Source organism: Streptomyces sp. AC558_RSS880 (assembly GCF_019049255.1).
Lineage (GTDB): Bacteria > Actinomycetota > Actinomycetes > Streptomycetales > Streptomycetaceae > Streptomyces.
Window position 1 is genome coordinate 157,561 of sequence record NZ_JAGMUJ010000161.1, and the last position, 18,691, is coordinate 176,251.

An 18,691-nucleotide genomic window follows, 5' to 3' on the forward strand; every position below is an offset into this window, starting at 1 on the left:
TTGTCGAGCAGCAACCCGCTGCGTGACCCGGCGGACCGACGGCTCCCGCGCATCGCGGGGCCGTCGGGCCTGGTCATCTTCGGCGTGACGGGCGACCTGTCCCGCAAGAAGCTGATGCCGGCCGTGTACGACCTCGCCAACCGGGGCCTGCTGCCGCCGGGCTTCTCGCTGGTGGGGTTCGCCCGCCGGGAGTGGGCGAACGAGGACTTCGCCCAGGAGGTCCACGACGCGGTCAAGGAGCACGCCCGCACCCCCTTCCGCGAGGAGGTCTGGCAGCAGCTCATCCAGGGCATGCGCTTCGTGCAGGGCACCTTCGACGACGACGAGTCGTTCGAGCGGCTGCGCTCCACGATCGAGGAGCTGGACAAGGCGCAGGGCACGGGCGGCAACTTCGCCTTCTACCTGTCGGTGCCGCCGCGTTCGTTCCCGGTGGTCATCCAGCAGCTGAAGAAGCACGGGCTGGCCGACCAGAAGGACGGCTCCTGGCGCCGTGCGGTGATCGAGAAGCCGTTCGGGCACGACCTGAGGTCGGCCGAGGAACTGAACGCGATCGTCCACGAGGTCTTCGCCCCGGACCAGGTCTTCCGCATCGACCACTACCTGGGCAAGGAGACGGTCCAGAACATCCTGGCGCTGCGCTTCGCCAACACGATGTTCGAGCCGATATGGAACCGGTCGTTCGTCGACCACGTGCAGATCACCATGGCCGAGGACATCGGCATCGGCGGCCGGGCCGGGTACTACGACGGCATCGGCGCCGCCCGTGACGTCATCCAGAACCACCTGCTGCAGCTGCTGGCGCTCACCGCGATGGAGGAGCCGGCCTCCTTCGACGCGGACGCGCTGGCGGCGGAGAAGACCAAGGTGCTCGGTGCCGTGCGGCTGCCGAAGGACCTGGGCCGGGACACCGTGCGCGGGCAGTACGCGGCCGGCTGGCAGGGCGGCGCGAAGGCGGTCGGGTACCTGGAGGAGGAGGGCATCGACGCCTCCTCGAAGACCGACACCTACGCCGCGATCAAGCTGGGCATCGACAACCGCCGCTGGGCGGGCGTCCCCTTCTACCTGCGCACCGGCAAGCGGCTGGGCCGGCGGGTCACCGAGATCGCGGTGGTCTTCCAGCGGGCGCCGCACTCCCCCTTCGACACCACGGCCACCGAGGAGCTGGGCTCCAACGCGATCGTCATCCGCGTCCAGCCGGACGAGGGCGTCACGGTCCGGTTCGGCTCCAAGGTGCCGGGCACGTCGATGGAGATCCGGGACGTGTCGATGGACTTCGCCTACGGCGAGTCGTTCACCGAGTCCAGCCCGGAGGCGTACGAGCGCCTGATCCTGGACGTCCTGCTCGGCGACTCCAACCTCTTCCCGCGCACGGAGGAGGTCGAGCTGTCCTGGAAGATCCTCGACCCGATCGAGGAGTACTGGGACACCAACGGCAAGCCGGCCCAGTACCCGGCCGGAACGTGGGGACCCGTCGAGGCGGACGAAATGCTCGAGCGAGACGGACGGAGCTGGCGCCGGCCATGAAGACAGACCTCACGGACACCACGGCCAGCAAGATCAACAAGGCGCTGGTGCAGGCCCGCCGGGCCATCGGCACACCGGCCGTCGGCATGGTGCTCACGCTGGTCATCGTCACGGACGAGGAGAACGCCTACGACGCGCTGAAGGCGGCCGGCGACGCCTCGCGCGAGCACCCCTCGCGCACGCTGGTGGTCGTCAAGCGCGTCTCCCGCTCTCCCCGTGACCGCACCCAGTCCCGCCTCGACGCCGAGGTGCGGGTCGGCGCGGACGCCGGCACCGGCGAGACCGTCGTGCTCCGCCTCTACGGCGAGGTCGTCGACCACGCCCAGTCGGTGGTGCTGCCGCTGCTGCTGCCGGACGCCCCGGTGGTGGTCTGGTGGCCGGTCAACGCCCCGCTGGACCCGGCGAAGGACCCGCTGGGCGCGCTGGCCCAGCGCAGGGTGACCGACACCTACGCCTGCGAGAAGCCGGTGGAGGAGCTCGCCGCCCGCGCCGACGCCTACACCCCCGGCGACACGGACCTGTCGTGGACCCGCATCACGCCCTGGCGTTCGATGCTGGCCGCGGCGCTGGACCAGATCGCCTGCGAGGTGCAGGGCGTCGAGGTGGAGGGCGAGGAGTTCAACCCGAGCTGCGAGCTGCTGGCGATGTGGCTCGCGGACCGGCTGAACGTCCCCGTCAAGCGCTCGCACTCCGGTGGGCCGGGGCTCACGGCGGTCCGCATGGACACCGACTGCGGGCCGATCGTGCTGGACCGCGCCGACGGTTCGCTGGCGACGCTGTCCATCCAGGGTCAGCCGAAGCGTGCGGTGGCGCTGAAGCGCCGCGACACGGCGGAGCTGATCGCGGAGGAGCTGCGCCGTCTGGACCCGGACGACACGTACGCCTCGGCGCTGCGCTACGGCGTGGAGCGCCTGAAGTCGTCGGGTGAGGGTGACGCTCCGGCCAAAGGAGAACGGGAAGCGGTCCCCGCGCCCGTCGAGTCGGCTGCGAAAGCTCCCGCGGCCGAGGCGACGGCGCAGGCCCCGGTGAAGAAGGCGGCGGCGAAGTGAGTACGGCACCGCAGCTGGTCGTGCACCGGGACAAGGAGCTGATGGCGCAGGCCGCGGCGGCCCGGCTGATCACGAAGATCGTGGACGCGCAGGCCTCGCGGGGTTCGGCGTCCGTGGTCCTGACCGGCGGCCGCAACGGCAACGGCCTGCTGGCCGCGCTGGCCGCCGCCCCGGCGCGGGACGCGATCGACTGGGCCCGCCTCGACCTGTGGTGGGGCGATGAGCGCTTCCTCCCGGAGGGCGACCCGGAGCGCAATGTCACCCAGGCCCGTGAGGCGCTGCTCGACGCGGTGCCGCTGGACCCGAAGCGCGTGCACGCCATGCCCGCGTCGGACGGCCCGCACGGCACGGACGTGGACGCCGCGGCGGCGGCCTACGCCGAGGAACTGGCCGCCGCCGCGGACCCCTCCAACCACGGCCCGGTCCCGACCTTCGACGTCCTGATGCTGGGCGTCGGCCCGGACACGCACGTGGCGTCCCTCTTCCCGGAACTCCCGGCGGTCCGCGAAACGGAACGCACGGTGGTGGGCGTCCACGGCGCCCCCAAACCCCCGCCGACCAGGGTCACGTTGACCCTCCCCGCGATCCGCGCGGCCCGCGAGGTCTGGCTCCTGGCGGCCGGCGAGGACAAGGCGGAGGCGGCGGAGATCGCCCTCTCGGGCGCGGGAGAGATCCAGGCCCCGGCAGCGGGCGCGTACGGCCGCACCCGCACCCTGTGGCTCCTGGACAGGGCGGCGGCCTCACAACTGCCACGCGAGCTGTACCCACAAGCGTCGGCTTGAGTCAGCCCGTCTGGGGGCACCCTCTCTGGGGAGTTTGAGGACAAGGCCCGTTCAGGGCCGAAGGGGGGTCCGGGGCGCAGCCCCGGGGACGGGAAGGGAAGGGGCGGCGGGGCGAAAAACCCTCCCGCCCCACCCTCTACTTCACGGACCCCGCCATGACCCCCTGTACGAAGTGCCGCTGGAACGCGAAGAACACGACAACCGGCACCACCAGCGACAGAAACGCCCCAGGCGCCAGCACATCGATGTTGCTGCCGAACTGCCGAATCTGCGACTGAAGCTGCACCGTCAACGGCTGCGAGGAACTGTCCGCGAACAACAACGCCACCAGCATGTCGTTCCACACCCACAGGAACTGGAAGATCGCGAGACTGGCGATCGCCGGCCGCCCCACCGGCAGCACCAGCCGCGTGAAGATCCGCCACTCGCTCCCCCCGTCCATCCGCGCGGCCTCCAGCATCTCCTTCGGCATCTCCGCGAAGTAGTTCCGCAGCAGGAACACCGCGAACGGCAGCCCGTACGCCACGTGGAACAGCACGACACCGGGAATGGTCCCGAACAACCCGAGCTGCCCGAAGAGCTTGGCGACCGGCAGCAACCCGATCTGCACGGGCACGACCAACAACGCGACCACAACGAGGAAGACCGGCTCCCGCCCAGGGAAGTCCAGCCACGCGAAGGCATATCCGGCGAGCGCGGCCACAACCACCACCAACACAGTGGTCGGCACCGAGATCAGCACCGTGTTCCAGAACGCCTGCGTGATCCCCGCATTCCCCAGCAGCGCCGAGTAGTTCTCGAAGGACAACTCCCCCGGGCTGGTGAACACGGTCCACCAGCCCCCCTCCGCCGTCTCCTCGGCCGACCGCAGCGAGGACAGGAACAACCCGGCCAGCGGAGTCATCCACACCAGCCCGATCACCACCAGGAACGCCTGCACCACCGCGTTACCCAGGACACGCCGCACCGCGCTCACCGCTGACTCCTCCGAAAACGACGGACGTTGAACACCATGGCCGGAATGACCAGGAGCAGCAGCAGCACGCCCAGCGCACTGCCCAGCCCCTGGTTGTTGCCGCCGCCGAACGACACCAGCCACATCTGCGTCGCGAGCACGGTCGCGTCCTCCTGCACGGGCCCGGGCGCGATGATGTAGACGAGGTCGAAGACCTTCATCACGTTGATCACCAGCGTCACGAACACCACGGTGAGAACAGGCGCGAGCAACGGAACGGTGATCCGCCGGAAGATCTGCCACTCATTGGCCCCGTCCATCCGCGCCGCCTCCAGCGCGTCCCGCGGCAGGGTGGACAGCCCCGCCCCGATCAGCACCATCGCGAACCCGGTCCAGATCCACAGGTACGCCCCGATGATCGCCGGGGTGACGAGCGCCGGACCGAGCCAGGAGATGCCGTCGTAGGGCGCCGCGAAATTGGACGACGGCAGCTTCAAGGCGTACGAGCCGCTGTCCAGCCCGGTGAGACGGAACGAGCCGTCAGCGGCAGTGGTCGTACGGGCGACCGTCTCCCCGCCGCGCACCGCTTCGACCGTGACTCCGGGCAGTCCGCTCTCCTCCCGGTCGACCACCCCCGGCTCCCCTCCCCCGCCGGGCGTGAAGTCGAGGTACACCACACCGCGCACCTCGTCGGCGCCGGCCTTCTCCCCCGCGGCGGCAGCGGCGGGTCCGGCATCCCCCGGCAGGTCCTTGGGAGCCACCCCGACCAGCCCCAGCACCGCCGCCGTCCCGCCGGGCGAGACGTCCGCACCGGTGACGTACGACCCGTCCGCCGCCTCGGTCAGCCCCTCACCGTCCCGCGCGCGGGCGGTCGGATAGGAGGACGTGCCCTTGAAGGCGTCGTGCACGGACACCACGGCCGCGTTGAGCACGCCCTTGTCCGGGTCGTCGTCGTAGGCGAGCCGGAAGATGATGCCGGCGGCGAGGAAGGACACCGCCATCGGCATGAACAGCAGCAGTTTGAACGCGGTGGCCCAGCGGACCTTCTCGACCAGGACGGCCAGGATCAGCCCGAGCCCGGTCAGCAGCGTCGGCGCCACGACGACCCAGATCGCGGTGTTCCGGATGGCCTTGAGGGTGGTCGGGTCGCGGAACATCTCGGCGTAGTTCTCGCCGCCCACGAACGCGGTGCCGGAGGCGTCGAAGAAGCTGCGGCCGACGGAGAACAGCACCGGGTACACGACCAGCGCGCCCAGCAGGAGCAGCGCGGGGAGCGCGAACAGCAGGGCGACGACGCGCCCCCGCCGGCGCAGGCGCCTGCCGTGCGCGCCGTCGGGGTGCGCGGGCGCCGGGGTGCTCGTCTCCTTCACCAGTGTGGCGGTCATGGCCGTCAGTTCCCGTACGCCTTGGCCGCGGCGTCCTCGAGCTCGGCGGCGGTCTTCTCCGGGTCGGCCGGGTCGCGCAGGAAGTCCTGGAGGATCTTCCACTCGCCGGTGCCCTTGGTGCCGCCGAAGGCCGCGGGGGCCTGGTCGGACATGTCGAAGCGGACCGAGTCACCGGCCTCGATCAGGGACTCGGCGGTGGCGCGGGTGACGTCGTCGCCGTAGGAGGAGAGGTCGAGCTTCTTGTTCGGGGAGAGGAAGCCGCCCGCCTCGGCCCACACGGCGGCGGCCTCCGGGCCGGCGAGGTACTCCACGAGCGCCATGCCGGCCTCGCTGTTCTTGCCGTCCTTGAGGACGACGGCCGCGTCGCCGCCGCTGACCACGGGCGCCTTGCCGTCGTCGACCGGCGGGAAGGGGAAGAAGTCCGCGTCGGTGCCGATGGTCCTGCCGAACTGGTCCTTGGCGACACCGGCGACGAAGTCGCCCTCGTACACCATGGCGGCCTCCGCCTCGGGCCCGAAGACCTTCTCCACGGAGCCGGGGAAGTCGGTGTTGAGGGCCTGCTTCCGGCCACCCGCGACGAGTTGCTCGTCCTTGAAGAGCTTGCCGAGGGTGGTGAGCGCCTCGACCACGGTCGGGTCGGTCCACTTCAGCTCGTGCGCGGCGAGGGCGTCGTACTTCTCGGGTCCGGCCTGGGAGAGGTAGACGTTCTCGAACCAGTCGGTGAGCGTCCAGCCGTCCTGGCCGGCCACCGAGAAGGCGGCGAGGCCGGAGTCGGAGATGGTCCGTCCGTTCTCCAGCATGGCGTCGTACGTCTTCGGCGGGGTGACGCCGGCCTGTTCGAGGGCCTCGGGGCTGTACCAGACGGTCGACTTGTGGGCGGCCTTGAAGTAGAGGCCGTACAGGGTGCCGTCGACGCTGCCGTAGTCCTGCCAGACCTTGGCGAAGTTGGCCGACACCGTGCCCTGGACCTTCTTGTCCAGCGGCTTGAGCCAGCCCTTCTCCGCGAACTGCTTGAGCACGCCGACCTGCGGGACCATGACGACGTCGGGGGCGTTGCCGCCCTCGATCTTGCTGCCGACGACGGTGGAGACGTTGTCGCCGGTGGAGACGAAGGCGGTCTTGGCGCCGGTCTTCTCGGTGAAGGCGTCGAGCACCTTCTGGAAGTTCTTCTGCTCGCTGCCGGACCAGACGCCGGCGACGGTGACGGTCTGGCCGCTGAGTGCCTGGTCGCCGCCGCCGGCCGCGACGGGTTCGCCGTTGCCGCAGGCGGTCGCGCCGAGCGCGAGGACGAGGGCGGTGCATCCGGTGAGCAGGGTGGTACGTCGTCGCATCATCGTCGATGTCCCTTCGTGGGTACGGGGTTTCAGGAGCCGTCGATCCACCAGGCGGCGGTGGAGCCGGGGAGCGTCCCGGGCGGGCAGGGGCCGCTGGCGAGCAGCGGGGTGCCGGCGACCGGGGCGGGTACGGGGGCGGTGCCGAAGTTGACGGCGCAGACGAGGTCGTCGCCGCGGGTGAAGGCGAGGACGCCGGGCTGGGTGTCCAGCCAGCGGAGCGTGCCCTCGCCCAACTGGTCCAGTGCGGCACGCAGTTGCAGGCCGTCGCGGTAGAGGTGCCAGAAGGAGCGGGTGTCGGCCAGCGCCCGGTCGGTGGCGTGCTCGGCGAACCACTCGGGCTGCGGCAGCCAGGGCCGTACGCCCTCGGCGCCGGAGGTGAAGCCGAACGGTGAGGCCTGTCCGGACCAGGGCAGCGGCACCCGGCAGCCGTCGCGGACCCGGGCGCGGCTGCCGGTGCGGCGGAAGATCGGGTCGGTGAGCACGTCGTCGGGCAGGTCCACGACCTCGGGCAGGCCCAGTTCCTCGCCCTGGTAGATGTACGCGGCCCCGGGCAGCGCCAGCATCAGCAGGGCGGCGGCGCGGGCGCGGGCGGGGCCGAGTCCGCTGCCTTCCGGGGCGGGTTCGCCGTAGCGGGTGACGGTGCGGACCTGGTCGTGGTTGTTGAGGACCCAGGTGACGGTGGAGCCGGTGCCGGCGATGTCCTGCATGGCCTCGGAGACGACCTTGCGGAAGGCGTCGGCGTCCCAGGGGGCGCCGAGGAGGTCGAAGAAGAAGGCCTGGTGGAGTTCGTCCGCGCGGACGTAGCGGGCGTGTTCGCGGGCGGTGGGGACGGAGACCTCGCCGACCAGGAGGCGTTCGCGGCCGTCGCGGGCGGTGTACTCCTCGCACACCGCGCGCCAGTGCCGCCACACCTCGTGCACCTCGGGCTGGTTCCAGGCGAGCGGGTTGACCGAGTCGCGGGTGCGGGCGTCGGCCTCCGGGTCCGGGGAGTCGGGCAGTTCGGGGTGTTTGTAGAGGCCGGCGGCGACGTCGATGCGGAAGCCGTCGGCGCCCCGGTCCAGCCAGAAGCGGAGTATCCGGTCGAACTCGGCGGCCACCTCGGGCTCGCGCCAGTTCCAGTCCGGCTGTTCGGGCGTGAACATGTGCAGGTACCACTGGCCGGGCCGGCCGTCCGGCTCGGTGACCCGGGTCCAGGCGGGGCCGCCGAACATGGCGTGCCAGTTGTTGGGCGGCTCGGCGCCGTCGGGGCCGCGGCCGTCGGCGAAGTGGAAGCGGGCCCGTTCGGGGCTGCCGGGGCCGGCGGCGAGGGCCGCGCGGAACCAGGGGTGCTCGCTGGAGCAGTGGTTGGGGACGATGTCCAGCAGCACCTTGACGCCGAGCCGCCGGGCGGCGTCGACCAGCAGGTCGAACTCGGCGAGGTCGCCGAAGACCGGGTCGACGCCGGTGTAGTCGGCCACGTCGTAGCCGTGGTCGTGCTGCGGCGAGGGGTAGAAGGGGCTCAGCCAGATCCCGTCCACGCCGAGCTTCTTCAGGTACGGCAGTCCCGCCCTGACCCCGGCGAGATCGCCGATGCCGTCACCGGTGCTGTCCAGGAAGCTGCGGACGTACACCTGATAGATCACCGCGTCACGCCACCAGTGGTGCCTGTTCACCCCATTGACCTGTCTGTGAGGAGTGCTCGTTATGCATGCATGTTAAGTAGCGGTGTCGCGAAGGTGTCAATGAACGTACGGAAGCTACTGCGGAGTTGAGGAGCCCATAGGGTGACTTAAGCGGGCACAACGGGCACGTTTGAGATGTCCGCGTTACCTAACATGTAACTAGGGGGAGCGTTATCGCGAGGAGACGGCGGCGAGCTCGGCCGCCAGCCGGCGCACCGCGGCCCCGGGCGTCTGCCGCCCGGTCATCGCGTCGTGCACCACCGCCTGCACCACCAGGCTCACCTGGTCGTAGCGCGGGCTCTTGGGGCGCGGAGCGGCGGCGAGCACGCTCTCGCGCAGGGTCGGCAGGTACGGGAACCGCCGGACCAGTTCCGGATCCTCGTACAGGTCGGCCCGTACGGGCGGCAGCGCGCCGCGGGTGAGGACCTGGCGCTGCACGCGCTCGCCGGTGAGGTACGCGATCAGGCGCGCGGCGGAGTCGGGGTGCCGGGCGTGGCTGCCGACGGCCAGGTTGGAGCCGCCGAGGACGCTCGTGCCCGGACCGTCCGGCCCCGGCAGCGGTACGGCGCCGACCTTGCCGGCCACCTTCGAGCCCGGGGCGGAGGCGGCGACGTAGGCGTAGGGCCAGTTGCGCAGGAAGAGCAGCCGGCCGTCCTGGAAGGCCTGCTTGGACTCCTCCTCCTTGTACGCCAGCGCCTCCCGGGGGATCCAGCCCTCGCGGATTCCGCGGGCGAGGAAGCCGATGCCGTCCCGGGCCGCCCGCGAGTTCACGGTGACGCGTTCGCCCTCGTCGCCGAGGACGGTGCCGCCCGCCGAGTAGACGGCCTCGGCCGCGTTGACGGTGAGGCCCTCGTAGGGCAGGAACTGGCCGGCGTAGCCGTCGAGGCCGTGCTCCGGGGCGAGGGTCTTCGCGGCCCGCTCCAGCTCGGCCCAGGTGCGCGGCGGCGGGACGCCCGCCTCGGCGAGGACGTCCTCGCGGTAGAGGAGCAGCCCGGCGTTGGTGACGTACGGGACGGCGTACAGGCGTCCGTCGTACGTCGCCGTGTCCACGACCCGGGGCAGGAAGGTGCCGAGCGGGAAGCGGTCGCGGGGCAGCGGACGGATCCAGCCGGCGGCGGCGAACTCCGAGGTCCAGCTGACGTCGATGTTGAGCACGTCGAACCGGCCGCGCTCGCCGCCGCGCAGGTCGGTGATCATCTGCGCGCGGGTCTCGTCGGCGGAGTCGGGCAGCTCGACGAGGGTGACCTCCTCGCCGGGGTGGGTGCGGTTCCAGCCCTCCAGCACGGAGCCGAGGTAGCCGGTGAGGTCGCCGGCGGTGGCCAGGGTGAGCGGTCCCCGCCCGTCCCCGCCGGCCTCCCCGGCCCGCGCCCCGGAGGCGACGTGACCGGTCAGGACGACGATCAGGACGAGGAGGCCCCTACCCGCGGCATGGATCCACCGCATAGGTTCCTCCCTGTACACCGGCACCCGGGCATCATCGTCCGGGGGTCAGAGGCCATGTATACCCGTTAGGTATGCGCGATACTAGGGCCTGCGGCACATTGCCCACAGGACGCGAGGAGGAGAGCGCGAGTGCGGCTGCCCCTCCTGGCGCTGCTCGCCCGTGGCCCGGCCCACGGCTACGAGCTCAAGCAGGACCTTGAGCAACTGCTGGGCTCCGCGTACCCTCAGCCGAACGTCGGCCAGATCTACGTCACCCTCGGCCGCCTCGAGAAGTCGGGACTGATCGAGGGCGAGGACGTCGAGCAGTCGAGCCGACCCAACAAGAAGGTCTACCACCTCACCGACGCCGGGCGGGAGGCGCTGCGCGCCTGGTACGAGGAGACGGCGGACGAGCCGCGGGTGCGGGACGAGTTCTTCATGAAACTGGCCCTGGCCCCGCAGACCGGTCTCGCCGACCGGATCGCGCTGATCAACCGGCAGCGGCGCCAGTACCTGAACACCATGCGGCAGTTGTCGAAGCTGGCCGCCGCCGAAGACCGGGACAACCGCATCTCCCACCTGCTGATCGAGGGCGCGATGCTGCACCTGCAGGCCGACCTCGACTGGCTGGAGCGGTGCCAGGAGGAGCTGGAGGAGCTTCCGTGAGCGAGAGCGACGCTCCCGTGCTGCGCGCCGAGGGCCTGGTCAAGACGCACCACGGCGAGGGCGCCCCGGCGCACGCCGTGCGCGGCGTCGACCTGCGGGTGGCGCGCGGCGAGTTCGTGGCGATCACCGGCCCGTCCGGTGCGGGCAAGTCGACGCTGCTGCACCTGCTCGGCGGGCTCCAGCGGCCCGACGCGGGCAGCATCTGGCTGGACGGCGCGTGCACGGACGGCTACGGCGAGGCCCGCTGGGCGGTGGAGCGCCGCAAACGGATCGGGATCGTCTTCCAGTTCTTCAACCTGGTGTCCGACCTGTCGGTCGCCGACAACGTGGAGCTGCCCGCCCTGCTCGCCGGGGTGCCGCCGAAGAAGGCGCGCGCCGGGCGGGAGGAACTCCTGGCCGAGCTGGGCCTCGAGGGCAAGGAGCGCAGCATGCCGGGCGAGCTGTCCGGCGGTGAGCAGCAGCGGGTCGCGCTGGCCCGCGCGCTGGTCAACCATCCGCCGCTGCTGCTGGCCGACGAGCCCGCGGGCAGCCTGGACAGCAAGGGCACCCGCGAGGTGATGCGGCTGCTCTCCCGCTTCCACGCGCGTGGGCAGACGATCCTGCTGGTCACGCACGACGCGCGGCTGGCGAGCGCGGCGGACCGGGTGATCAGCTTCTTCGACGGCCGGATCGCCGACGACGCCGCGCTCGACGGCGGCGCACCGCCGCGCCGGACCGGGGCGTCCGGTGTGCTGGAGCTCAAGGACTGACATGCGCGTCCACGACCGATCCGCGCCGAGGGGCTGAGGCCCGTGCGAGCCACCCTGCGCTGGGCACACTCCGATCTGCGCACGCACCGCGGCGAGGCGCTGTTCCTGGTGCTCGCCACCGCGGGCATCGTCGCGTCCCTGCTGCTGGCCACGGCCCTGTTCGGGTACGCCACCAACCCCTGGCAGCGCGTCTTCGCCCAGGCGCGCGGCGCGCACGTCACGCTGCACACCACCGCCTCCGCCGACGCGGGGAGGCTGGCCGGCCTGGACGGCGTGGAGTCCGTCGCCGGCCCCTACCCGACGGCCGCGCTCACCCTCGCCTCGGTGGGCGGCCGGGCCTCCGTGGAACTGCGCGGCACCTCCGGGACGCCCGGGGTGGGCCGCCCGCTGATCACCTCGGGGCGCTGGCTGGACCCGGCGACCCCCGACGGCGTGGTCCTGGAGAGCCGGCTCGCGCGTGCGCTGCTGACCGCCCCCGGTGACACGCTCACCGTGCCCGGTACCGCGCGGCGGCTGACCGTGGTGGGCGTCGCCGACAGCGCCGAGCCGCGCTACCGGCCGGGTGAGCGGGCGGGCCTGGTGTGGGCCCTGCCGTCGGCGGTGCCGGACCCGGGCGGCCGGGTGGTCGGGCTGCGGCTGACCGACCCGGGCGACACCGGGTACGCCGTGCAGCGGGCGGTGACCGAGCTGGGCGCCGGGGCGATCGGCGAGGTGGCCACCTGGCAGCAGGCGCGCGCCGAGGCGCAGGGCGACAACCGGCTGCTCGGGCAGGTGCTCGGGCTGTTCGGTCTGGGCGCGCTGGCCGCCGCCGGGTTCGCCGTGCACGGAGCGATCACCACCCGGATCCGGGGGCATCTGCGGGACATCTCGATCCTCAAGGCGATCGGTTTCACACCCGGCCAGGTCGTCCGCGTCTTCCTGGTCCAGCACCTGCTCTACGCCCTGCTCGGTGCCGTGGCCGCCGCCGTGCTCACCGAGGCGCTGGGCGGCGCGGTGCCGGGACGGCTCGGGGACGCGGTCGACGTGTGGCAGGGGCTGCCCGGACACACCGCGGCGCTGTTCGTCGTACCGGTCGGGGCGGTGCTGTTCATCGGCGCGACCACCGGGCTGGCCGCCTGGCGGGCGGGACGGGTCCCGCCGGTGCCGGTGCCGCGACCGGCGGCACACCCGGCCGGGCGGCTGACCGGTGTGGCGCGGCGGGCGCTGGGGGCGCGGGTGCCGCCGGCGCTGGTCCTGGGCTGGCACAAGGCGTTCGCCCGCCGGCCGCGTTCGCTGGGCGCGGTGGGCAGACTGGCGCTGCCGCTGCTGCTGATCGTGGTGGCGCTGAGCGCCTGGACCACCATCGACCGTTTCCACAGCAGTCCGGAGCGGATGGGGCTGCCCACGGCGCTCGGTGTCCGCGCGGACGCCTCGCTGGGCGACCGGGAGATCCGCGCGCTGCTGGAGCGCGACCCTCAGGTCGCCGCCGCCTACCCGGGCGTGGAGGTGGCCGCGCTGGTCCCCGGCCAGACCGCCACCATCGCCCTGCGCGGCCTCGGCACCCGTGCGGAGCCGTACCCGTTCACGCTGGCCGAGGGGCGCGCCGCGCGCGGGCCGGACGAGGCGGTGGCCGGGCAGGGGCTGCTCGACCTGCTGCACGTACGGGTCGGCGACTGGGTGCGGATGACCGTCGGCGACCGGCCGCAGATCCTGCACATCGTCGGCCGCAGCATCGAGCCGGAGAACGCCGGCCGGACCATCTCCACCTCGCTGGACACCCTCCGCGCCAACGACCCGGACCTGCGTCCTGCCCTCTACCAGCTCCGGCTGGACTCCGGCGCGGACCCGGCCGCGGTCGCCGAGCGGCTGACCGCGGCGGGCCGCGGCCACCTGGACGTGCACACCGTGGCCAACCCCGCCGACGAGCTGTCCCCGCTGCGCGCGGTCGTCCTCGGGCTGGTCGTGGTCCTCGCGCTGATCGGGCTGATCGAGCTGCTGACGGCGATCGGCGGCACGGTCCGCGAGGGCGAACGCGATCTGCTGGCGCTCAAGGCCATCGGCCTGACCCCCCGGCAGATCACCGCCGTCACGGTCACCGCCACGGCCGGTACGGCCCTGGCGGCCGTGCTCCTCGCCACGGCCCTGGGGCTGCCGCTGGCGCGCTGGCTGATCGACGCCCAGGGGAGATCGAGCGGCATCGGCGCCGGGATCGCCCAGCTGCCCTCCCCCGCGCTGCTCGTGCCGCTCGGCGCGGCGGCGGTGCTGGGGGCCGCCGCTCTCGCCGCCCTGCCGGCCGCGCGAGCGGCCCGCCGCCGTCTCGCGGACACCCTGAGCGCGGTGGCCTGAGGCCCGGTTCCGGGCCGGTCGGCCGCCGTGGTGATCTCCGGGGATCCCACGGGAAGCGGGCGGCGGTCCCGCCGCCCGCTTCCCGCACCGTGCTCACTGCCGGCCGCGCAGCTCCCGGTAGGTGGCGACCAGGGCCTTGGTGGAGGCGTCCAGGCCCGGCACGTCGGCGCCTTCGGTGAGAGCGGGCTCGACGCGCTTGGCGAGGACCTTGCCGAGTTCGACGCCCCACTGGTCGAAGGAGTCGATGTTCCAGATCGCGCCCTGCACGAACACCTTGTGCTCGTAGAGCGCGACGAGCTGGCCGAGCACGGACGGTGTGAGCTCCCGCGCGAGGATCGTGGTCGTGGGGTGGTCGCCCTTGAACGTCTTGTGCGGGACCAGTTCCTCCGGCGCCCCTTCGGCACGCACCTCGTCCGGGGTCTTGCCGAAGGCCAGGGCCTGGGTCTGGGCGAAGAAGTTGGCCATCAACAGGTCGTGCTGGGCCTTGAGTTCGTCGCTCAGCTCGGCGACGGGCTCGGCGAAGCCGATGAAGTCCGCCGGGATCAGCTTCGTACCCTGGTGGATCAACTGGTAGTAGGCGTGCTGTCCGTTGGTCCCCGGCGTGCCCCACACCACCGGTCCCGTCTGCCAGTCGACCTCGCGCCCGTCCCGGCCGACGTACTTGCCGTTGGACTCCATGTCGAGCTGCTGGAGGTAGGCGGTGAACTTCGACAGGTAGTGCGAGTACGGCAGGACCGCGTGCGACTGCGCGTCGTGGAAGTTGCCGTACCAGACACCCAGCAGGCCCAGCAGCAGCGGGACGTTGGACTCGGCGGGTGCGGTGCGGAAGTGCTCGTCGACGAGGCGGAAACCGTCGAGCATCTCCCGGAAGCGGTCCGGGCCGATGGCGATCATCAGCGACAGGCCGATCGCGGAGTCGTAGGAGTAGCGGCCGCCGACCCAGTCCCAGAACTCGAACATGTTGGCCGTGTCGATGCCGAACTCGGCGACCTTCTCGGCGTTGGTCGACAGGGCGACGAAGTGCTTGGCGACCGCCTCCTCGTCACCCAGTGCGTCGAGCAGCCAGGTGCGCGCGGAGGTGGCGTTGGTGACCGTCTCGATGGTGGTGAAGGTCTTGGACGCGATGACGAACAGCGTCTCGGCCGGGTCCAGGTCCCGGGTGGCCTCGTGCAGGTCGGCGCCGTCCACGTTGGACACGAAGCGGACGGTGAGGTCGCGGTCGGTGAAGGCGCGCAGCGCCTCGTACGCCATGGCGGGGCCCAGGTCGGAGCCGCCGATGCCGACGTTGACGACGGTGCGGATGCGCTTGCCGGTGTGACCGGTCCACTCGCCGGAGCGGACGCGGCCCGCGAAGTCGGCCATCTTGTCGAGGACGGCGTGCACGGCCGGGACGACGTTCTCCCCGTCGACCTCGGTCACCGCGTCCGGGGCGGCCCGGAGCGCGGTGTGCAGGACGGCCCGGTCCTCGGTGGTGTTGATCTTCTCGCCGCGGAACATGGCGTCGCGCAGCCCGAACACGTCGGTGGCGACGGCCAGTTCCCTCAGCAGCCGCAGGGTGTCGTCGGTGACCAGGTGCTTGGAGTAGTCGACGTACAGGTCACCGACCCGGAGGGCGTACCCGGTGCCGCGGCCGGGGTCGGCGGCGAACAGCTCGCGCAGCCGCACCTCGCCGAGCTCCTCACGGTGCTTGGCCAGTGCGGTCCACTCGGGCATCTGGTTGAGCCTGGTACGACCGTCTGCGTTCATCTCGGACTTCAGCCTTCTTCCTTGGGAGTCCCCGCTGTGTCCAACCTAATTGATCAGCGGTGAACAGGACGGAAGAAGAAGACGGAGGGAAACCGAAGCGGACCGGTCCAGATCTCGCCCCGCGGTTTCCCGGTCTCGCCCCGCGGTTTCTAGATCTCGCCCCGCAGTTTGGCGAGCGCCTCGGCGAGGATCGCCTCGCCGTCCGCGTCGCTGCGCCGCTCCCGCACGTAGGCGAGGTGCGTCTTGTAGGGCTCGGTGCGCGGCGGGTCCGGCGGGTTGTCGCGGTCCTGCCCGGCCGGGAATCCGCAGCGGGGGCAGTCCCAGGTATCGGGCACCTGCGCGTCGCTCGCGAAGCTCGGCTGTGTCTCGTGCCCGTTGGAGCACCAGAAGGAGATGCGCAGCCGGGGCGCGGACTCGCCGCGCTCGGCCTCGCCCATCGGGCCCGCCCCGACCCGGCTTCCCCGGATCGCGTTGCCACTTGCCACGGTCGTAACTCCCTGCGTGATGGTGCCGCGAAGCGAGTCGGCGTTCCGCTTCGCTGCGAGCGCCTCAGTCTACGTAAGGCCCAACGCACGTCCAGTGTGGGGAGTTACCGACCCCGTATCCAGACGCAGGCCCCATGATAGGCCGCGCTCAGCTGCGCGTACCGAACATGGGGCCTTACGTGCGGAATGCTTGGGAAATGGGTGCGCGACGCGCCCTCGGATCAGTTGTTCATCTTCATGGTGATGCCGAGCACGACGATGCACGCGAACCAGAGCAGACCGACCACGAGGGTGATCCGGTCGAGGTTGCGCTCGGCGACCGAGGAGCCGCCGACGGAGGACTGCATGCCACCACCGAACATGTCGGAGAGGCCGCCGCCCTTCCCCTTGTGCATCAGCACCAGCAGCATCAGCAGCAGGCTGAAGACGATCAGGGCGATGGAGAACCCCATAACCACGGCTGGACCAACTTCCTCGGATTCGGATGGACGACGCGGGGCCCAGCACAGTGCTGGACCCCGCAAGGGTACGACGAAACGTGATTACCGCATACTCACTGGTCGCGGAAACGAACGATCTTGACGAACTCGTCGGCGTCCAGCGAGGCACCGCCGACCAGGGCGCCGTCGATGTCGGCCTGCGCCATGATCTCGGCGACGTTGCCGGACTTGACCGAGCCGCCGTACTGGATGCGGACCTTGTCGGCCAGCTCCTGGCTGTACAGCTCGGCGAGCTTGCCGCGGATGGCGGCGCAGACCTCCTGCGCGTCCTCGGCGCCGCAGACCTTGCCGGTGCCGATGGCCCACACCGGCTCGTAGGCGATCACGACCGTCTCGGCCTGCTCGGCCGGGAGGTCCTTCAGACCGCCCTCGACCTGGGCGAGGGTGTGGGCGACGTGGTTGCCCGCCTCGCGGACCTCCAGCTCCTCGCCGACGCAGAGGATGGGGGTGATGCCGTGCTTGTAGGCGGCCTTCACCTTGGCGTTCACGATCTCGTCGGTCTCGGCGTGGTACTGACGCCGCTCCGAGTGCCCGACGGCGACGTAGGTGCACTTCAGCTTGGCCAGCATCGGGCCGGAGATCTCGCCGGTGTAGGCGCCGCCGTCGTGCGCCGAGATGTCCTGGGCGCCGTACGTGATCTTCAGCTTGTCGCCGTCGACCAGGGTCTGCACGGAGCGCAGGTCGGTGAAGGGCGGCAGGACGGCGACGTCGACGGCCTCGTAGTCCTTGTCGGCGAGGGCGAAGGCGAGCTTCTGGACGTGGGCGATGGCCTCGAGGTGGTTGAGGTTCATCTTCCAGTTGCCCGCCATCAGCGGCGTGCGGGTGGTCATTGAGGTCAGTCCTCCAGTGCGGCGAGGCCGGGGAGCGTCTTGCCCTCGAGGTATTCGAGGGAGGCGCCGCCGCCGGTCGAGATGTGGCCGAATGCCTGCTCGTCGAAGCCCAGGATGCGGACGGCCGCGGCGGAGTCGCCGCCGCCGACCACGGTGAAGCCCGGGGAGTCGAGGAGGGCCTGGGCGACCGCCTTGGTGCCCTCGGCGTAATCGGGGTGCTCGAAGACGCCCATGGGGCCGTTCCAGAAGACGGTGGCGGCGTCGGCGAGCTTCGAGGCGTACAGCTTGCGGGTCTCCGGGCCGATGTCCAGGCCCATGTGACCGGCCGGGATGGCGTCCGCGGCGACGTTGGTGGGATGGGACGGCGCCTTGGTCTTCATGTCGGGGAACTCCGCGGCGACCAGCGTGTCGACGGGCAGCACCAGCTCGACGCCGTTCTTCTCGGCGCGCTCCAGGTACTCCAGGACGGCCGGGATCTGGTCCTCCTGCAGCAGGGACGTGCCGATCTCGTGGCCCTGGGCCTTGAGGAAGGTGTACGCCATGCCGCCGCCGATGAGGATGCGGTCGGCCTTGCCGAGCAACTCGTCGATGACGGCGAGCTTGTCGGAGACCTTGGCGCCGCCGAGGGCGACGACGTAGGGCCGCTGGACGTCGTCGGTGAGCTTCCGCAGGACGCCGACCTCGGTGGCGATGAGGTGGCCGGCGTAGTGCGGCAGCCGTGCCGGGAGGTCGAAGACCGAGGCGTGCTTGCGGTGCACCGCGCCGAAGCCGTCGCCCACGTACACGTCGGCGAGGGCGGCGAGCCGGTCGGCGAAGGCGCCGCGCTCGGCGTCGTCCTTGGCCGTCTCACCGGCGTTGAAGCGCAGGTTCTCGATGACCGCGACCCGTCCGTCGGCCAGGCCGGCGACGGTGGCGGTCGCGGACTCGCCGACCGTGTCGGTCGCGAACGCGACGTCGGCGCCGAGGAGTTCCCCGAGGCGCGCGGCGGCCGGGGCGAGCGAGAAGGCGGGGTCCGGGGCGCCCTTGGGGCGGCCCAGGTGGGAGGCGACGACCACGCGGGCGCCCGCCTCGGCGAGGGCCTCGACGGTGGGCAGCACGGCGCGGATGCGGCCGTCGTCGGTGATGGTGGTGCCGTCCAGCGGCACGTTGAGGTCGGCGCGGACGAAGACCCGCTTGCCCGCGACGCCTTCGGAGAGGAGTTCGTCGATCGTCTTCATAGGGGCTCCCTGGCTAGAGCTCGTGTTCGCTCGTGTTCGCTCGTGATCGAAAGCGGGCGAC

Annotated in this window: 16 protein-coding genes; 6 read left to right on the forward strand and 10 right to left on the reverse strand. The window is 71.6% G+C overall.

Features of this window, described 5'->3' with window-relative positions; all coding sequences use genetic code 11:
- From zwf to pgl, 3 genes are read left to right on the forward strand one after another with little or no spacing between them, the layout of a single operon-like run.
- Entirely contained in the window at nucleotides 1-1,524 is a 1,524-nt protein-coding gene (gene zwf, locus KUM38_RS36795) for a glucose-6-phosphate dehydrogenase (RefSeq protein ID WP_217136271.1), read from the forward strand.
- Entirely contained in the window at nucleotides 1,521-2,573 is a 1,053-nt protein-coding gene (gene opcA / locus KUM38_RS36800; protein ID WP_217136273.1) for a glucose-6-phosphate dehydrogenase assembly protein OpcA, read from the forward strand. The genes zwf and opcA overlap by 4 nt, the downstream gene beginning before the upstream one ends.
- The gene (gene pgl / locus KUM38_RS36805) at nucleotides 2,570-3,355 is read left to right on the forward strand and encodes a 6-phosphogluconolactonase (RefSeq protein ID WP_217136276.1); all 786 of its coding nucleotides are present in this window, start codon (nucleotides 2,570-2,572) and stop codon (nucleotides 3,353-3,355) included. Before opcA ends, pgl begins: the two co-directional genes overlap by 4 nt.
- 136 nt (nucleotides 3,356-3,491) lie before the next feature.
- Here the strand turns inward: pgl and KUM38_RS36810 are convergent, their stop codons facing one another.
- The 5 genes from KUM38_RS36810 to KUM38_RS36830 form a co-directional block, all read right to left on the reverse strand.
- The gene (locus tag KUM38_RS36810; RefSeq protein ID WP_217136278.1) at nucleotides 3,492-4,331 is read right to left on the reverse strand and encodes a carbohydrate ABC transporter permease; all 840 of its coding nucleotides are present in this window, start codon (nucleotides 4,329-4,331) and stop codon (nucleotides 3,492-3,494) included.
- On the reverse strand, nucleotides 4,328-5,695 hold the full coding sequence (locus tag KUM38_RS36815) for an ABC transporter permease subunit (protein WP_217136280.1): 1,368 nt from the start codon (nucleotides 5,693-5,695) through the stop codon (nucleotides 4,328-4,330). The genes KUM38_RS36810 and KUM38_RS36815 overlap by 4 nt, the downstream gene beginning before the upstream one ends.
- Before the next feature lie 5 nt (nucleotides 5,696-5,700).
- Nucleotides 5,701-7,029 carry an ABC transporter substrate-binding protein gene (locus KUM38_RS36820; RefSeq protein WP_217136283.1) on the reverse strand — a complete coding sequence of 443 codons (1,329 nt, stop codon included), beginning with the start codon at nucleotides 7,027-7,029 and terminating at the stop codon, nucleotides 5,701-5,703.
- Nucleotides 7,030-7,058: 29 nt separating this feature from the next.
- Nucleotides 7,059-8,681, reverse strand: a complete 1,623-nt coding sequence (locus KUM38_RS36825) for a glycoside hydrolase family 13 protein (protein ID WP_217136285.1) — start codon at nucleotides 8,679-8,681, stop codon at nucleotides 7,059-7,061.
- A 180-nt stretch (nucleotides 8,682-8,861) separates the two neighbouring features.
- The gene (locus KUM38_RS36830; RefSeq protein WP_217136287.1) at nucleotides 8,862-10,133 is read right to left on the reverse strand and encodes an ABC transporter substrate-binding protein; all 1,272 of its coding nucleotides are present in this window, start codon (nucleotides 10,131-10,133) and stop codon (nucleotides 8,862-8,864) included.
- Between the two features lie 129 nt (nucleotides 10,134-10,262).
- Between KUM38_RS36830 and KUM38_RS36835 the strand changes: the two genes are divergently transcribed.
- From KUM38_RS36835 to KUM38_RS36845, 3 genes are read left to right on the forward strand one after another with little or no spacing between them, the layout of a single operon-like run.
- Nucleotides 10,263-10,778 carry a PadR family transcriptional regulator gene (locus KUM38_RS36835; protein WP_217136289.1) on the forward strand — a complete coding sequence of 172 codons (516 nt, stop codon included), beginning with the start codon at nucleotides 10,263-10,265 and terminating at the stop codon, nucleotides 10,776-10,778.
- Nucleotides 10,775-11,527, forward strand: a complete 753-nt coding sequence (locus KUM38_RS36840; protein WP_217136292.1) for an ABC transporter ATP-binding protein — start codon at nucleotides 10,775-10,777, stop codon at nucleotides 11,525-11,527. The genes KUM38_RS36835 and KUM38_RS36840 overlap by 4 nt, the downstream gene beginning before the upstream one ends.
- A 42-nt stretch (nucleotides 11,528-11,569) precedes the next feature.
- Nucleotides 11,570-13,852, forward strand: coding sequence for an ABC transporter permease (locus tag KUM38_RS36845; RefSeq protein ID WP_217136294.1), 2,283 nt, complete (start codon nucleotides 11,570-11,572; stop codon nucleotides 13,850-13,852).
- Nucleotides 13,853-13,945: 93 nt separating this feature from the next.
- On the opposite strand, the gene pgi is transcribed toward KUM38_RS36845, so the two are convergent.
- From pgi to pgk, 5 genes are all read right to left on the reverse strand, one after another.
- Nucleotides 13,946-15,598, reverse strand: coding sequence for a glucose-6-phosphate isomerase (pgi, locus tag KUM38_RS36850; protein ID WP_217136296.1), 1,653 nt, complete (start codon nucleotides 15,596-15,598; stop codon nucleotides 13,946-13,948).
- Between the two features lie 149 nt (nucleotides 15,599-15,747).
- A complete protein-coding gene (locus KUM38_RS36855; protein ID WP_003957010.1) occupies nucleotides 15,748-16,083 on the reverse strand; it encodes an RNA polymerase-binding protein RbpA in 336 nt (111 codons plus the stop codon).
- A 221-nt stretch (nucleotides 16,084-16,304) separates the two neighbouring features.
- Nucleotides 16,305-16,535, reverse strand: coding sequence for a preprotein translocase subunit SecG (gene secG / locus KUM38_RS36860; RefSeq protein ID WP_030224637.1), 231 nt, complete (start codon nucleotides 16,533-16,535; stop codon nucleotides 16,305-16,307).
- Nucleotides 16,536-16,636: 101 nt separating this feature from the next.
- A complete protein-coding gene (gene tpiA / locus KUM38_RS36865) occupies nucleotides 16,637-17,413 on the reverse strand; it encodes a triose-phosphate isomerase (RefSeq protein ID WP_217136298.1) in 777 nt (258 codons plus the stop codon).
- Between the two features lie 5 nt (nucleotides 17,414-17,418).
- A complete protein-coding gene (gene pgk / locus KUM38_RS36870; protein ID WP_217136300.1) occupies nucleotides 17,419-18,630 on the reverse strand; it encodes a phosphoglycerate kinase in 1,212 nt (403 codons plus the stop codon).
- Between the last annotated feature and the right edge of the window lie 61 nt (nucleotides 18,631-18,691).

Bases quoted from the DNA above. Each gene is read 5' to 3' on its own strand.
- opcA (WP_217136273.1), top strand. From the start codon at position 1,521: ATGAAGACAGACCTCACGGACACCACGGCCAGCAAGATCAACAAGGCG.
- secG (WP_030224637.1), bottom strand. From the start codon at position 16,535: ATGGGGTTCTCCATCGCCCTGATCGTCTTCAGCCTGCTGCTGATGCTG.
- pgk (WP_217136300.1), bottom strand. From the start codon at position 18,630: ATGAAGACGATCGACGAACTCCTCTCCGAAGGCGTCGCGGGCAAGCGG.
- tpiA (WP_217136298.1), bottom strand. From the start codon at position 17,413: ATGACCACCCGCACGCCGCTGATGGCGGGCAACTGGAAGATGAACCTC.
- KUM38_RS36815 (WP_217136280.1), bottom strand. From the start codon at position 5,695: ATGACCGCCACACTGGTGAAGGAGACGAGCACCCCGGCGCCCGCGCAC.
- pgi (WP_217136296.1), bottom strand. From the start codon at position 15,598: ATGAACGCAGACGGTCGTACCAGGCTCAACCAGATGCCCGAGTGGACC.
- KUM38_RS36830 (WP_217136287.1), bottom strand. From the start codon at position 10,133: ATGCGGTGGATCCATGCCGCGGGTAGGGGCCTCCTCGTCCTGATCGTC.
- KUM38_RS36820 (WP_217136283.1), bottom strand. From the start codon at position 7,029: ATGATGCGACGACGTACCACCCTGCTCACCGGATGCACCGCCCTCGTC.